Source organism: Mucilaginibacter pineti, assembly GCF_900101875.1.
In the GTDB taxonomy this organism is placed as follows: domain Bacteria; phylum Bacteroidota; class Bacteroidia; order Sphingobacteriales; family Sphingobacteriaceae; genus Mucilaginibacter; species Mucilaginibacter pineti.
Genome location: NZ_FNAI01000003.1, coordinates 422513 through 437270, shown reverse-complemented (window position 1 = coordinate 437270; position 14758 = coordinate 422513). Strand labels below are relative to the sequence as shown.

Sequence of the window (14758 nt, the reverse complement as noted above, 5' to 3'; positions counted from 1 at the left end):
ATTATTTTGCACTTAGCTGATCTAAAAATCCCGCAAGCTGATCGGCATATTTACCGCTATCAAAATGCAATGCGTTATGCCGGGAAGAAGCGCCCAGCCTTTTTAACATTGCTTCATTGGATAAAGCCGAAACAATTGCCAGCGCAAAGTCTCTCGGCTTATTACCCTGCACCACTATGTTTTCGTCGCTAAGCTCATACCCTCTCCTACCTGCTGTTGTTGTAAGGCACGGTATACCGAGATTGATTGCCTGTGCAAGCTTTGTAGACGCTCCTCTCGCGTACCAAAAAACCGGATTCAAGAATAACGACCAGCCGGTGATCTCGTCATTCAGCCTGGCATTATCCAGCTGCCCCTTATATTTTATAAAAGAATAGCGATGAGCCAGCTCCATGCCAACGTAAGCAGGACCGCCCACCAGTTGGATCGTTCCCGAAAAATCAAGCTTTGTTAATTCATCGGCAAGATAAACTATACCTAATTTATTAGGCAAATGATCAAGTGTACCCACAAAACCGGCTACGCCCGGCGATGGCATTGTTTCCATAAACCCGGGCGTAAGCAACCTTGGCAAGTAGAACGTTTCCTGTGCGCCAAGCCATTGATTGATAGCTACCTCCTGGGCACTTAAAATAACCACGCCATCCAGTGCCAGGGTAAAGAACTTGTGCTCACGGACTAGCAGCTTCCCCAACCGCCATGCTTTTAGGAAACCAGCTTTACCCTGGCGCGTTATATCATTTAGGTAGTCGGCGCTCTCGTTACCGTGCGACAAACCTATAAACTTTACATCTGCAGCAACATAGCGCTTAAGCTGCTTAGCCCAGGGTGAAAGGTTGATCTGGTTAAAAAAAACGAGTTTGATACCTGATTCATTGATTGTTTTGATGAGCTCCCCTAAGTAAGGCGATGCGGAATAATGATCATAAGTATCCAGCCCCAGTTTAATTTTTACCCGATTGAAGACATTAATAACCGGCCTGACGGGATATTCCTGGATTTGAATGCCGGCCTGACGCAAGTATTCAAGATATTCGCGGGTACATAATTGCACCCCACCTGTATTATTCTGGTTAAGGTAGTTTTCATCTGAAATAAATAATCCGGTCTTATTCATTTGCCCGTCATCTGTTTGTAAAGCTCCTCGTAATGTCTGGCGATTACCTCAGCGCTAAATTTTATCCTGGCAGTCTCTCTGCATTGATGCCGGTCTATAGCTCCAGCGTTCTGAACCGCCTGGCACATCTCTTCATAGTCTCTGCACAAAAAACCATTCTTCCCGTTTTCAATTATTTCCGGCAAGGCCCCCCTGTTGAACCCGATCACCGGCGTTCCGCAGGCCAGAGCCTCGGCCATTACGATCCCGAAAGGTTCATCCCACATAACCGGCATTAAAAAAGCTTTGGCATTGCCAAGCAAAACGTTTTTTTCGGCATTGTTAACGGGGCCGATGTAACGGATGGTAATTCCATCAATAAAAGGTTTAACTTCTTCTTCAAAATATTGCTGATGGATTGCTTCCATTGGCACATTGCCGGCTATGACAAGTTTATTGCCGGTTTGCAAAGCAAGCTTTATAGCAATAGCTGTACCTTTTTCTTTTTGTATTCGCCCAAGAAAAACTAATGGTGCGTCCGGTTGTACTGTTTCCTGAAAATCGTAATCCCGGATATCGACCCCGTTATAAATCGTGGTAACCTTACAGAAATCTTTTATCTGACCGGCAATAAAGTTGCTGCAGGCTGTAAATTGTAAGGTTCCGTTACGGGCAAGACCTGCTGCATTCTTCACCCTTAGTACTGTAGGTGGCAGTTGGTAAGACACGATTTTTTTTATGCCGCTAAACATAAGTAAGGCAATATTACTCATGCGGCCGAAAGTATGAACCAGATCGAATCCTGCAAATGCAATTTTCGCGGTCAAAAAATTGATCCTCAAAAAATCTCCAGTGCTGTATTGTGCGTGTTCGCGGTATGGAACAAGGGGGCACCCCGGCACGGAATCTTGATGGGCATACAAGGTAACATTGTGTCCCATGATCACAAGTTCCTGTATCAGCATAAAAATAATTCGTTCTATACCTCCGTAATGTTCAGGAGGCACTGGAATCAATGGGTTGACGATAATAGCTATTTTCAAGTTTGTTCCTGAAGTATTTGGTTATAGATCCCGAGATAGTTATCTGCACATTTTTCAAGTGTCAGGTTTTCCATCACATAGTCCCGCGGCCTAAAATCCCGGGCACCGATAAGAAATGCAGTAAGTTTGCTTTCAAAATCTGAAAACGCAGTGAAAGTCAGCCCGCAGCGTTTATCCCAGTAAGGCACAGAACTGACCGGGCTGAATTGTACCCGCTGGGGATAGTAGGCAGGGTCTTGCCAGAAACCACCTCTGTCCCAGGCTAAGACAGGTGTACCCGTTGCTAATATCTGCTGGTAAGCTAGCCCTTGTGTTTCATGCTCACAAAGGAACAATACATTCTTACATAGTTGAAGGCCGGCTAACAACTCCTCGGGTTTGTAGTGTCCGTAGGTGATGGTGCGGTATGATAAACCCTTTTTTTCCAGCACTGCCCGAATAGGAGCAAGCAAGGTTTCTTCATAATAATCATGCTGCCACCTTATTTTATTATAAATGAGAAAATCATACTCAGGAGCTTGCTTTATCTCAGGCGACCATTGATCTGTATCTGTTCCCACCGGCCAGGCTATGACCTTTTCCCCGTAAAAGGGTTCAAACATTTGCCGCATCCACTCTCCTGGCACCAATACGCGTTTTACATTGGGATACCTCAACAAAAGGTCGGGGCACTCTATTGCGTGTGAATATATACCGGCACCGAATATTATGGGGTTTCGCCATGACTTTGTGTATAATAAGTAAGGCATCCCGATAATACAAACGATCTCCTCGGGATGTTTTGATGCATAACGGTAATCATTCAACCGGTATGTTACGCCAAGCCTGTCAAGTCCCTTCATCAGATTAATCACGATCATTCCTACGCCCCCAGGCCTCTTTTTTCCCCTGATGAGCCTGCGGATGAAATTCCGGGGATAACGGTCATATTTTACCCAGCGGTCGTTCTGAGGTTCGTCGTAAAAGATATTAAGTGGTTTTATGGGCTTATAATTTTAGTAAACGTCTTATATGTAATATTTTTTCAGCTCTTTTAAATCCCAGCAACCTGTAAAGGCGGTAAATAAAGGATTTTTCATCAGGCACAAAATCGGGGTTAAGCTCGTAAACCCAGCGATAAATATTTTCCCCCTCTGCAATATGTGTTTTGGCAACCCAATGTGCCATATGCCACAGAATATTGCAAGCCGCATTTTTCCTGCGCTGTGTAAGTTCACCAATTTCAGCTAATCGGGCAAAAGCATTCCGATAAATTTTAAATCGTGCCAGATGGTCTGCTGTTTCCTGAAGACCCGATGGGTTTTGTAGCCGTTCCTGATCATGAAAGTGATGCACCAAGGTAAATGTTTTCAAATGGCTCAAGCGGGGAAACTTCATGGCCACTTCGATTATAAATTTACGATCATCCAAGGCTCCGTACTCCTGCCGATGAGGTATATCTGCTATAAATTCAAGTTTAAAAAGGTATGCACTGTAATGCGAAGAATCACATTCTCCCAATTGCTGTGCTAGGAAATCATCACAATCGATCCAGCTGATCTCCCGGATTATTTCATCTCTGGCAGATACCTGGTACCCCGCGCACACAACATCTGCCTGGCTTATTTCCGCCTCTTCGAAAAGCTTGTCGGTTGAACTAGGAAGGAACCAATCATCAGAATCAAGAAAACGGACGTATCTACCTGTCGCGGTTGCAAGTGCCCGGTTAACGGCCCAATCCTTTCCCGCGTTGGACTGAAAAATGCTAATGACTCCGGACTGCTTGCTCAGCCATTCCCACGTACCATCGTTACTTCCATCGTCTACAACAATAATTTCAATATCCAAGCCGGTTTCCCGGCAACTTTCCAATGCCTTCGGCAAGCTCCACAAGCGATTATAGGTTGGGATAATGATACTTACGTCTTTCAATCTATTATTCTTTCTGATTTCCTGATTTTTCTAGCTCCAAAAAAAGCGTGGTACATGGGCCGCAAAAGATTCTTTAGCCCAACGCCAACGAGGTGGGGTATAACCACTGTTAACTGCACCATCATCCGTTTTTTAAATGCTTTTGAGCCCGAAACGATATTTGCAAGCAGGGCAGCTTCGCGAATATAAGGCATCATCTGATTATGGTGGCCCAGGAAATGTACAATAGCCGGTTTGGCAACAGTAAGCGGCCATTCCCTGACATAATCACGGTGTTGGGGAGTATTATACAGTTCGGCTACACCTTGAAACAGGTTTGATTTTATACCTGACCGGAAATTCACAAACTCCGCCATAATACTTCCGTCTTCGGGCAAGGCTACCTGCTGGTTTAACTGCATAGCCACTGCCAGGATAACTTCATCGTTGGGCCGGTTACGCAAACGGACAAAACCTGCCTGATCATAAATCTTTTCGATCCGGCGTGCTTCCGCATACACGTTATCTACCACGGCGCCGCTTTCGAGATAGTAGATCCCACCGTTAAATTTCGGAATTTCCTTAATGCCAAAATAGGTACAGATCCCGGCGACATCGCCGAACCACTCCCCTTTACATATGTAATTTCCAATAACGGAAACATGGTGTCCACGGAATTGCTCAAATACAAAATCGAGGTTACGGTAAATCAGACAGTCGCTATCAATGAAAAGCGTATGTCCATCGCTGATCAATTTGTCAAGATGCAGTTTAGGCGAAAATCCTTCACCAATCTCCCCTTTACCGGTGGTAATCAGCTCTATTTTGGCAAGGAGCTCACGTGGAACAAGCTCCGGTAAATCGGTAACTAGCTGAAAATTAATATCTTCCCCCGTGTGCCAGAGAAAAAATGATCTGGCAAGGTTTACCGCGAAGTCAACATATAGTTTTTTACCTGTCGCTATCGTGATGACTTGTCGTCTTTCTTTCATCTTGTTTTGTCGCGATTGAAATTGCGATGATCCTAAAACACATTTCGTATACCTCATTATTCCATAATTGCCGAAAGGCGAGCCCGCAAAAAGCCCGGATCAGTTTCAAAATCATGTACAATCGTCTGAACATAGATGGTTCCGGAAATATAAGCAAATGTTTTTCCGTTTTTTTTTCAAGAGAACTGATCATATGCCAGTTACGGGGAGTACTTTCCAGGTAGCCTTCGTGTGAAATAGCGATACCCTCAATCGGGTCGATCAGCGCATACTTCACCGACCGTCTGTTAAAATATGCAGTCAGAAAGTTTTCAAACCCAGTTTCTTTCTCTCCTTCCATTTTCCTGGAATTATCCATTGCTGCAAACCCTTCACAGATCAGTGCAGTTCGGTTAAAACCGGGATTGGTGGAGTAACCGTTAATGTTCAGAAAAAGGTTTTGGCCTAATTGTTCTTTTTTAAAATCATCAGTCAACGGCCCGTATTTACTATAAACAATCCCGGCCCAATCCGTGTGTTGGTTCAATAAAGAGGTATAATAAGGTACATCAACGTGGGTATGAAAAGCCCAGTCATCTTCCAGCCAGAAAAAAAACTCCGTTTTGATATTGATGATCGTATTTTTTATACTGATTACATATCCTTTCCTTTTAAAACCATAAATCACCTGATCCGGGTTGATTAGGTTCATAATGGTACTATCAATAACTCCGTCAACAGCGAGGATGACCTGATCAAATTTAAAACCACAGGCGGCATTGAAAGACTTCCACGTTTTGCTCAGCAAATGCTCTCTCCCTTCGCAGGTGAAAATTACCAGACTAACCCTATTCATACCTTGATTTCAAATACATAGTGATTTTATTAGTTATGCGGCTGCGGAAATGATTCTGCAAGGAAAAAAAACGTTTTTTAAACAATCGTCCGATGATATATAACCTATAATCCAACCTACTTTTCCTGGTCCATACACTGGTCATAGGAATGATGTTGTCCTCAATCAGCCGTATCCAATTATCCCGAAAAAAATCCAAAGAGTACTTCACCGATTTCTCCGTTGATCTGGATTGGTACATCCTGGCTAATTCCAGATCGTCACGCAGCTGTAATAGTATCAACTTAAGCTGCGTATAACTATCTACCCTAATCATGTCGTGGGGATCGTTTGTTTCTGCAAGGTAGGCAGATTCATTGGTACCAATGACAATAACGTTCCCTGCCCAGGCATTTATTAATTTACTAGCCGGTTTATTCAAATAAGGGTCACCGTCAAAGCTTCTGATCGCAACAACAGCGTCCACATCACGGTAATCACTCCAGCTCTCCACCGTTGGGCAAATAAAGCGTATACCTTCATCCGAAAGAAAGTTTTTCCAGTCTTCTGATTTGAGTTCCGGCGTGAGATTATTTATATCACCCATGTAATATAAACATTTAATCCCTACCAATGGTGTTGTACGCCTGAGGATACCGGGAGATGGCCAGTGCCTTATAAAATGACCGTTCTTGTAAGTTTTAGCGGCTTCCCGGTTCTGGAAAATATTAACCTGACTAAAAGGGTGCCAGGTACTGTCAGCTACCAGGCATATCCAGAATTGTTTTTCCAAGGGCTGCTGATCCATGCTGATCGATCCCCGGAAAAACAAAATGATCCCCTCTTGTGGCATTTCATCTACAAGATGGCAACAATAATAATCTTTAAGTTCAAGATAGGTACGGAAAGGCCATAACAGCCAGGTATCGGCAGACGACAATGCGGCTTTTACCCGGCTGTTCTGTTTGTCGTCAATACTCAGCTCTTTATGGTAATCATACGGAAAATGATCCTGATCGATATAAAAATACAATATCACTTCGCCTTTATCCAATGGTAGTATTTTTGAAGCAACAACAAAACTTTCCAGGGTAATAGGAATCTTAGCTTATTGAATAATTTATTACCTAAATAAGGCGGGTGAGCTAATCCGCCATAGGATAAGGCAAGCAGATAAGCCTGCCTGCTTAAATCAGGAAATTCAGCATAATTTTGATAGCAAAGTTCGGTAAAATTAAAAGCCAGCGCTTTTCTGATCCCTGGACGGTGCTCAAATGGTTTCAATTGCTTACTTTTTGATATCCACGAGTTCAGCACCGCTACACTCCGGGAGTAACTGCCGCGGTTACTCATGGTAGCCGTTGTACTTTTCCTGTAATAATTTAAACCACTCTCGGAATATCTAACTCCAGCCGAAGCCAATAGTACCCGACAGAAAAACTCTCCATCATCGTCAGGGTTACGTTCTTCTGTCCATCGTCCTGCCTTATCAATAATATGCCTTGGTGTAAGCCAGGCGTTCGGCTGTATCATGCCACCATAGTTTTCATGGTAACCACCATAAAGTTTGATCAAAAAATCCACCGGGTCATCGCTTCCCTCGGCATACCATTCTTTACATTGAGAAACAGCATGCGGGTCTTCATGATCATTAAAAAACACGGTGCAGCATAAGCCAACATAGTCCGGGTAATTTTTCAAGATCTCTAACTGGGATGCTATTTTATCAGGAGACAGAAAATCGTCTGCGTCCAGGAATTGGATATAACTGCCTAAAGCAGCATCCAGTCCTGTGTTTCTGGCAACCCCTGCCCCGGCGTTGTACTGACGGATGAGTTTTACACCATTACCCAGAAACTGCTTCGCCTGATCATAACTATTATCCGTTGAACCATCATCTACCACAATGATTTCAAGGTTATGCCAGGTCTGAGAGAGGACAGACTCAATGCATGTTGCTAAATAAGAACCGGCATTATATACCGGGATGATCACAGAAACCAGTGGAACTGTTTCCACTACCCGAATATCTCCTTCCATCGCGTTACAGCTAATGTATTTGATGGGACTTTATTGTTCTTAAACCAGGGCTCCAGGAGCATCTGCCTGTATAAACCTTCATTTTCATCGAGTTCAACTATTTTATCAACAAGCTTATCATACTTAAGTCCGTTAAATTGTACCCTCATCTTTAACTCCCTGCCAATTATTTTTATCTTTCGCTTAATATGATCAGGCATATTATGAAATACGCCAGGCCGGAAATCTTTGAAATCCATCTGCGTTGTTTTTTCAAGTGCCCGGGTCAGTACACCATAATCTGCATTAAGTATGTCAAACCCATTAATAAAGCTATCCGGGTTGAATAGGTCTGTAATGTAAGGGTCACCGCAGTAAATTGGGATGCTCCACTCCAGCATGGCATCATAAAGCTTTTCTGTCTGATATCCTGGATAAGAATTATTCTCAAAAGAGATTGTAAACTTATAAGGTGCAAGGAACTGCCTTTTGCGTTCCCATATATCCCCCTGGAATAGATTGTCTATCGATGGCATATTGTTCATCGACCTGCCAGGTGCATCCACTTTTTTATATTTTGATAGGGCCCTGAAAAAAGCCTCCCTGTAAGGCACTTTGTGACCATAAAGAAAATTACAGAACCGAGTCTTTGTACTGATGATCCTGTCAATATCGGGATTGTTTTTGAGCAGTTCTGCAGGATCAAGATTATGCCATTGTATTTTTTTGTAGTTGGGGTGTCTGACTTCCTCTTCCAGTGGCATTCCGAAAGCCCATTCACATAATGAAAAGTCGGGCGCTATGTTTTCACAATAATAGCCGATCCTCACGTAACGATCGCTCTTTGGCGGCAGGTCGTTCCCATAAGGACCGAAAATAATAAAATCAGGATCATCGCTATCCAGAAATTCATAATAATCTGACACACAGCTAAATACTTCCCTTACACCTATTCCAAAAGACAGACCGTTTTGAAATTTTATTTTTATAACTTTCTTTACCTGCTGCATCAGTTCAATATGTTGAAATGATTTATTAATTTTTTTAGTTTCTCAAGGTTTAACTCAATAACTGCGTTAGTGCCTTCGGCGTCAGATTTAGCATCGGGGGGAGGCCCCTCTCCGACCAGGTAATAATAGGTGGCTTTGACGTGATCGCATATCGTCCAGTAACAGGGATTGATCCACCGGGGTGAAAAAAACTCAAGTACCTTAGTCCCCGGCTTGCAAAAAACGACGTTACTAAATGCCGCTCCGTGCGGCCCCACGATAATCCGGGCATGATGAAAAATCAATGCCTGTTGTGCAATGGTGTACTGTTCGCACAGTATCGTCTCAAAACCCTGTTCAAGCAGATAATTTTCAATCTCCCGTTCATTAGTAATACTCCGTTTACCGGATCTTTTCAGGTAAATTCTCTCGCCATAAGAACTGCATGTTTGTTCATTCAGGAAAGTTTCTCTTAAAAACCGGCAGGCGAATGCGGCCACTTCGTCCAGTCTGGAGGGCAGGGAAGGAACGATCAGACGTTCTGCGCGTATATGAAACCCAAAATGGTCATTAGCCCGGCAAATTTTTTTTAAAGATATATTCAGCGCTGCCAATGCTTCCCGCTGGAACGGAATGTCCCGGTAATCAAGAATATAATGATCTATCAAACTACTGTCAAAACCAGCCGTCCTGAGTAATTGCAGGCGGGGCAGGATATCAAACATCCAATGGTAATACATATCCGCACCTGAAGCACTCAATATCACGGATGTTCCGCTTAGTGTTACTGGCGGAACAAGTTTAAGCTGTTTAAAAATACTATGTTCTTCTTTCTCAAATTCACGCGATACATCCCCTAATAGCTGTCCATCATCTGTAACCACGGCCCCCTGGTTTCCCCATACACGCCATCCCCGCACATCCAGCACAAATACCTGCTGCGGAAGAGACACAAGTGATTGCTTATATTTCCAGTAGATATTGCCGTCGGTTGTTAAGGGGATACCCCTGTTTACCAACGGAGCGTTTTCAAAGTAGCTGACGATCTCGTTGGGCAGACCAGCAAGTGTGACAACTGACTCCGGAATAAAAAAGTGCTTACGGTAAAACGCCGAACTTCTTAAAACAGCCAGAACCGCGTCTTTAATCTTTTCTTTCCAATGATTACGCATTAGGGCATTACCAAGTAAAATATTCGCTTTAGTTTTTGCAGCACACGGCTTCCGATATACTTTTGTTTGATTAATGAAAACAGTTTGCCTGACCGGTCATATTGATGCACCACTGCGTAAACTTCTCCTTTGCTGTTCACCACCTCAGCAGACGCGTTCATGTGATACGGCTGATACGCGCCTAAGGTAGCTACAAAAGGATCATCATTGGCGAATACACGCATTTCTGCCGGCTTTTTGGCATAAACGTAGCCATTATGTACTCCCTGATCAAATGCCCAGGGTAATTTCGCATGATGCTCCAGTTTTTTTTTCATATGTTTGAGATATGCGATAACGGGATCGGTACCGCCTATCGTAAACCCTGCGCAGCTAACCACCTCATCTATGTAACTATCCGTCACCTCCCTGCCATTGGCGGCGGAAGACCATTGGTAATTGAGCGCCGAATACCGGAAAGTTTGCACCGGATCTTCAAGGAAAACATTGATCTTGTCTTCAGCCACGCCCAGGAAGGGATTTCTTTGAAAAATAACGTCCCTCACGTCGGTCATCATCACCTTCTTGTATTTCATTTGGTTAGCAAGCAGGTATTCGAGGAACAATATAAAACGATAATTTGATATACTTGCCTCTGGAGTGATTGCCTCAAATGCGTGAGCATACTCTGTCAGGTAAGGATGCGTTGTTTGGTAATCAATCAAGATAACCCCGTTTTTCTTCAACGCCGCCCGGGTTGCTTTCGATACAGTCTCCGAGATAAAAACAACGATATCCCCTTTGAAAGCAACCTTTTTTAATGATTCAAAAAAAGGCTGAAGGAAAGGATAGTCATAACCATGAACAATGGTTAAAATTAAATCATTCATTACAATCGTTAAATAAAGTTATGGTTTTACTGGCAATTATATTCCAGTCAAAATATTGTTCTGCTTTTTTGCGGGCTCTCTCCCCCATAACCACCCTGGCTGAAATATCATTATATAACAATAATACAGCCTCAACAAGGTCATCCGAGTTTTTTTGCCGGCACATAATAGACATGGTGTCATCAAGATAGGTATGTGCTGCCGGCAGGTTTGTTGTTATTACAGGTACCCCACAGGCCATTGCCTCCAGTATAGCGTTATTCGCCGTACAATCGTTAAGGGGGATCAGGCAACAGTCTGCCTGCCTATATAAGGCAAGTAAATTCTGGTCACCGATCTCCGAATGCCATTTTACTTTTGAAAGTGTTGAAAGTTCCCGCATTTCGGCCGGTAAATAACCTGCCTTATCTGAATAAACAATGTCAAAATAAATATCCGCTGGAAAAGACAGAAGCTTTTTGACGGCTTGGCTGAGCGTCAATGTGTCACGCAGGTATCTTCCGACAAAGAGGATCTTAAATGGCCCACTTTCTTTTTTTAGAGAAGTTTCCGGCTTATAAAAATCAATATCTACGCCATGCGGTATACAAACAACTCTTCCTGGCACCAGGTCCTCAAAGTAATTCTTATCATATTCTGATAAGGTGATAACAGTGTTCACATTTTTATACTTATGTGCCAAGGCAGAATTTTGCGCCCACCAGGACACTGGCTGATGATGAGTTACCACCAGCGGTAATTTCAGGCGCGAGGTCAATATCGCCCCGAAACCTAAATAGGATTCTCCATAGCAATAGTGAACTATATCATGCTTTTTCCGTCGGGCTTTAAGGAATAGCCGAATCTCTGATTCAAATGACTGTGCATTGTAGAAGCCAGATCCGCCGACAAGCCTGGATGATTTTTCCAGCAGGCGACCTACGCCACGCGGATACATTTTTTTAAAATTGCAGAACACAGATTCAATCTCTATATCGGGCGTAAAATGACCGTATAGGGCATCATAACCGCTAATGCTACTCATATGTGCGAATCTTTCGCGAAGGGCTAATAACCTGACCATTTCTGAAGAAAAGATGCGAACCGGGTATACCTGTACTGCAATGCAAATATTTTTTTGAATACATCCATCTCCCGTCCTCCCATGATCCGGCAAAATTTCCGGGATAACTGCACCGATTGTAAAACTGATAGCCGCCCCTGTATGTAAAGCAGATTTTCAAAGAACCAGGGATATGCCATAGCCAGCAGCTCAGATCTCTGTGTGCTGAATTTTTCAGTGACAAATGCGATAAATTGCAGTAACGCCTGCGCTTTGGGGAAAGCCCGTGTTTTCCCTGCGCTAATATTGATACCGCTTGCGCGCCAGTATACCTTCTCCGCCTGGATAGTGAATATCAGTTGATCGTCTGCAAAAATGAGCCAGGAGGCATCGTCAGCACAATAAGCCGAAGGGAAATTAACAAACCCCTGGTACTTATCAAATACCTCTTTTCTGAAGATGTATTCCACAGCCGCGCTCAAAGAGCGGGATTGAAGCCGGCCGGTTAAAAAGCCATAAGCTGATTCGAGTACCGGGTGTGGCTGCTTTATACAGATAGTGGCACCAATACTGTCAATCATTTCAATATTAAACCTGTAAAGGTTATATGCTGCTCCGGTGGCTTCCAGTTCACGATAAAACGCCTCAACGCACCCCGGTGACAGGACATCATCATCTGAAAAAAGCCAGACCCACTTTTCTGCGGATAGGCGAACACTTCTATTCCAGTGTCCGACCAGGTCCTTTCTTCCCAGGTTATCGGGGAACCGATAATATTCAATATTTAACTTATACTTATATAAGTTAACGATAGCAAGGAGGTCTTCTCTGCTCCCGTCGTCAGAAACGTAAACAATGAAATTATGATTTGTCTGCGCCACGATAGAATCCAGCGCAGTTTCCAGGAAGTTGGATTTATAGGCAGGTATAACAATGGCAAGTTCAGTAAGCATTGATCACTGCTAATAACTTAGGGGCAAGTATATCAACATCATATTGTTGAACCAATTTTGCGGCATTTCTGCCAATCGCCTGTACCTTGGGGCGATCTTTATAAAATGTAATAACACATTCCGCCATCGCCGTGACATCATCATATGCAAAAACACCACCCGTAGTATCATCAATGATCTCGGGGATACCACCGGTATCTCTGAAACACAATATGGGTTTGGAAAGGGCAGCAGCTTCCAGGCTTACCAGTGGAAATGGATCTTCCCGGGACATCAGTGCGAACAAATCAAACAATTGAAAATAATTTTGAGGAACATTTTTCTGACCTGTAAAACATATTTTTTCAGCAAGCTGCAGACGTTCAATCTCGTAAGCAATTTGGGCATGTACTTCTGTTGATTGGTGTCCAACCCACATAAATACTATATCATTATCCGGCAATAGTTTATTAACAACGGCCGCCAGGCGGATAAAAAGGTCTGTGCCCTTACGCCATCCGGCTTGCCCGGCGGCACCGACAATAAAACTGGCAGTCAGGCCTAATTCTTTTTTTAAATGCAAGGGGGCAAGGTCCGGCCTCGTTATTTCAGCTACCGGTATGAATTCATTGATCACGTTGATCCGCTCCGATGGTATGCCATAACTCTTTTGAATATTTAGCCGCACACTATCACTCGCCGCTATATAACCATCCACAACATTTTGGTTTTCCAGACTGAAAGCATGCGAGAAATAAGCATTTAACGAATAAGAAAGTTCATGAATATGTGCAAGAAGCCGGCATTGATAAAACCCCTTTAATAGCGGCCCGAGTTCCATCGTATCTGCCGTATTCAGGTAAACCAAATCAAACCCCGAAGATTTCAATTTCGGCGGAAATGGAACCGCTATTCCCTTTCTTCCTACTACCTTTCGAAAGGCAGATAGCCCTCTCAAATATATTGAAGATGGCAACATGCCTGGCCTCCAAATGTAAACCGGAGCAATCTTCTCGAACTCGGCCTCCAGTGGGCCGCCACATTTTAGCAATATCGTGATATCTGCCTTATCATGAACATTTAACCACCGCAAGAAGTGCAATATCACCATCGGAGCTCCCATCATTGCCGCATCGTGAAGAACAAAAAGAATTTTCTTATTTTTCATTTACTCGTTATTTTTTTGACGATAAACCGCAAAACTACCGGATAGCAGAAATATTGGCGCAAAAAATCATCCCTGACGATCTTGAGCGATTTTCTGGCATTATCCGCGTCAGCAGATTTGTTCTGGCCGTCAAAATAAAAGGTGCCGCTGGTGAAATCTTGTTTCATAATCTTCCCTTTTAGCAACGCACGCAAAAGAAACCAGTAATCCATGGTGTAGTGATTGTCTTCAGGGAATACCCCGATCTTACTTTGCAGTGCCCGCCTGTAAGCATAGGAAAGTGGATTTGCTGGAAACACGCAGGGCCAATAGTGTAATATCTCCTGAAGATGTATAGAGGGCCGATTGAACACCCTGGTACCATTATGGTCGGTTTCAAGGTTAGCCACCACCATATCCATCCCTGGATTCAAATCAAAAGCCCGTTTGTAATTTTCAAGCGCGTCTGGCCGGAGTTCGTCATCTGCGTTCAGGTAGATAATTATATCGCCTGTTGAACGTTGAAACGCTATATTCATCGCTGAAGACTGCCCGCTGTCAGCATGAGATAACCAGTTCAGGTGCTGATGAGCGCCCAGAATACCAACAGTTTCATCTGTTGACGCACCATCCTGTATGATATGTTCCCAATTAGAATAGGTTTGCGCCTTTACGCTCGAAATCACTCTTTCGAGGTATTTTCCGGAATTGAACGAAGGGGTAAGTATGGAAAATTTCATTGGAGATATTTAG

15 protein-coding genes are annotated in these 14758 nt (G+C 43.5%); all 15 read right to left on the bottom strand.

The annotated features are described in order from the left end of the window. Position 1 precedes the first annotated feature (1 nt). The 15 genes from BLS59_RS10070 to BLS59_RS10000 all read right to left on the bottom strand — a co-directional run bounded on the left by BLS59_RS10070 (position 2) and on the right by BLS59_RS10000 (position 14745). The gene (locus BLS59_RS10070) at positions 2-1117 is read right to left on the bottom strand and encodes a glycosyltransferase (protein ID WP_091148563.1); all 1116 of its coding nucleotides are present in this window, start codon (positions 1115-1117) and stop codon (positions 2-4) included. Beyond that, positions 1114-2139, bottom strand: a complete 1026-nt coding sequence (locus BLS59_RS10065; RefSeq protein ID WP_091148560.1) for a glycosyltransferase family 4 protein — start codon at positions 2137-2139, stop codon at positions 1114-1116. Before BLS59_RS10065 ends, BLS59_RS10070 begins: the two co-directional genes overlap by 4 nt. Beyond that, a complete protein-coding gene (locus BLS59_RS10060) occupies positions 2136-2999 on the bottom strand; it encodes a glycosyltransferase (RefSeq protein ID WP_143014092.1) in 864 nt (287 codons plus the stop codon). The genes BLS59_RS10065 and BLS59_RS10060 overlap by 4 nt, the downstream gene beginning before the upstream one ends. A 127-nt stretch (positions 3000-3126) precedes the next feature. Then, positions 3127-4050 (bottom strand): glycosyltransferase family 2 protein, encoded by a 924-nt coding sequence (locus BLS59_RS10055; RefSeq protein ID WP_162842605.1) that lies wholly within the window; start codon positions 4048-4050, stop codon positions 3127-3129. Then, on the bottom strand, positions 4047-5021 hold the full coding sequence (locus tag BLS59_RS10050) for a hypothetical protein (RefSeq protein ID WP_091148553.1): 975 nt from the start codon (positions 5019-5021) through the stop codon (positions 4047-4049). Before BLS59_RS10050 ends, BLS59_RS10055 begins: the two co-directional genes overlap by 4 nt. Next, positions 4981-5856, bottom strand: coding sequence for a hypothetical protein (locus BLS59_RS10045; protein WP_091148549.1), 876 nt, complete (start codon positions 5854-5856; stop codon positions 4981-4983). Before BLS59_RS10045 ends, BLS59_RS10050 begins: the two co-directional genes overlap by 41 nt. Beyond that, positions 5849-6889: a hypothetical protein gene (locus BLS59_RS10040; RefSeq protein WP_091148546.1), complete on the bottom strand. Its 1041-nt coding sequence runs from the start codon at positions 6887-6889 to the stop codon at positions 5849-5851. Before BLS59_RS10040 ends, BLS59_RS10045 begins: the two co-directional genes overlap by 8 nt. Beyond that, positions 6871-7875 carry a glycosyltransferase family 2 protein gene (locus BLS59_RS10035; protein WP_091148544.1) on the bottom strand — a complete coding sequence of 335 codons (1005 nt, stop codon included), beginning with the start codon at positions 7873-7875 and terminating at the stop codon, positions 6871-6873. Before BLS59_RS10035 ends, BLS59_RS10040 begins: the two co-directional genes overlap by 19 nt. Then, the gene (locus BLS59_RS10030) at positions 7854-8864 is read right to left on the bottom strand and encodes a glycosyltransferase family 10 domain-containing protein (RefSeq protein WP_091148541.1); all 1011 of its coding nucleotides are present in this window, start codon (positions 8862-8864) and stop codon (positions 7854-7856) included. The genes BLS59_RS10035 and BLS59_RS10030 overlap by 22 nt, the downstream gene beginning before the upstream one ends. Next, on the bottom strand, positions 8864-10015 hold the full coding sequence (locus BLS59_RS10025) for a glycosyltransferase family 61 protein (protein ID WP_091148539.1): 1152 nt from the start codon (positions 10013-10015) through the stop codon (positions 8864-8866). The genes BLS59_RS10030 and BLS59_RS10025 overlap by 1 nt, the downstream gene beginning before the upstream one ends. Continuing rightward, entirely contained in the window at positions 10015-10884 is an 870-nt protein-coding gene (locus BLS59_RS10020; RefSeq protein ID WP_091148536.1) for a hypothetical protein, read from the bottom strand. Before BLS59_RS10020 ends, BLS59_RS10025 begins: the two co-directional genes overlap by 1 nt. After that, positions 10877-11947, bottom strand: a complete 1071-nt coding sequence (locus BLS59_RS10015) for a glycosyltransferase family 4 protein (protein ID WP_091148534.1) — start codon at positions 11945-11947, stop codon at positions 10877-10879. Before BLS59_RS10015 ends, BLS59_RS10020 begins: the two co-directional genes overlap by 8 nt. Then, positions 11932-12879: a glycosyltransferase family 2 protein gene (locus tag BLS59_RS10010; RefSeq protein ID WP_091148532.1), complete on the bottom strand. Its 948-nt coding sequence runs from the start codon at positions 12877-12879 to the stop codon at positions 11932-11934. Before BLS59_RS10010 ends, BLS59_RS10015 begins: the two co-directional genes overlap by 16 nt. Further along, on the bottom strand, positions 12869-14026 hold the full coding sequence (locus BLS59_RS10005) for a glycosyltransferase family 4 protein (protein WP_091148529.1): 1158 nt from the start codon (positions 14024-14026) through the stop codon (positions 12869-12871). The genes BLS59_RS10010 and BLS59_RS10005 overlap by 11 nt, the downstream gene beginning before the upstream one ends. Next, on the bottom strand, positions 14023-14745 hold the full coding sequence (locus tag BLS59_RS10000; RefSeq protein WP_091148526.1) for a glycosyltransferase: 723 nt from the start codon (positions 14743-14745) through the stop codon (positions 14023-14025). Before BLS59_RS10000 ends, BLS59_RS10005 begins: the two co-directional genes overlap by 4 nt. Between the last annotated feature and the right edge of the window lie 13 nt (positions 14746-14758).

Bases quoted from the DNA above. Each gene is read 5' to 3' on its own strand.
- BLS59_RS10050 (WP_091148553.1), bottom strand. From the start codon at position 5,021: ATGAAAGAAAGACGACAAGTCATCACGATAGCGACAGGTAAAAAACTA.
- BLS59_RS10020 (WP_091148536.1), bottom strand. From the start codon at position 10,884: ATGAATGATTTAATTTTAACCATTGTTCATGGTTATGACTATCCTTTC.
- BLS59_RS10070 (WP_091148563.1), bottom strand. From the start codon at position 1,117: ATGAATAAGACCGGATTATTTATTTCAGATGAAAACTACCTTAACCAG.
- BLS59_RS10060 (WP_143014092.1), bottom strand. From the start codon at position 2,999: ATGATCGTGATTAATCTGATGAAGGGACTTGACAGGCTTGGCGTAACA.
- BLS59_RS10005 (WP_091148529.1), bottom strand. From the start codon at position 14,026: ATGAAAAATAAGAAAATTCTTTTTGTTCTTCACGATGCGGCAATGATG.
- BLS59_RS10010 (WP_091148532.1), bottom strand. From the start codon at position 12,879: ATGCTTACTGAACTTGCCATTGTTATACCTGCCTATAAATCCAACTTC.
- BLS59_RS10025 (WP_091148539.1), bottom strand. From the start codon at position 10,015: ATGCGTAATCATTGGAAAGAAAAGATTAAAGACGCGGTTCTGGCTGTT.
- BLS59_RS10000 (WP_091148526.1), bottom strand. From the start codon at position 14,745: ATGAAATTTTCCATACTTACCCCTTCGTTCAATTCCGGAAAATACCTC.
- BLS59_RS10030 (WP_091148541.1), bottom strand. From the start codon at position 8,864: ATGCAGCAGGTAAAGAAAGTTATAAAAATAAAATTTCAAAACGGTCTG.
- BLS59_RS10015 (WP_091148534.1), bottom strand. From the start codon at position 11,947: ATGGTCAGGTTATTAGCCCTTCGCGAAAGATTCGCACATATGAGTAGC.
- BLS59_RS10045 (WP_091148549.1), bottom strand. From the start codon at position 5,856: ATGAATAGGGTTAGTCTGGTAATTTTCACCTGCGAAGGGAGAGAGCAT.
- BLS59_RS10035 (WP_091148544.1), bottom strand. From the start codon at position 7,875: ATGGAAGGAGATATTCGGGTAGTGGAAACAGTTCCACTGGTTTCTGTG.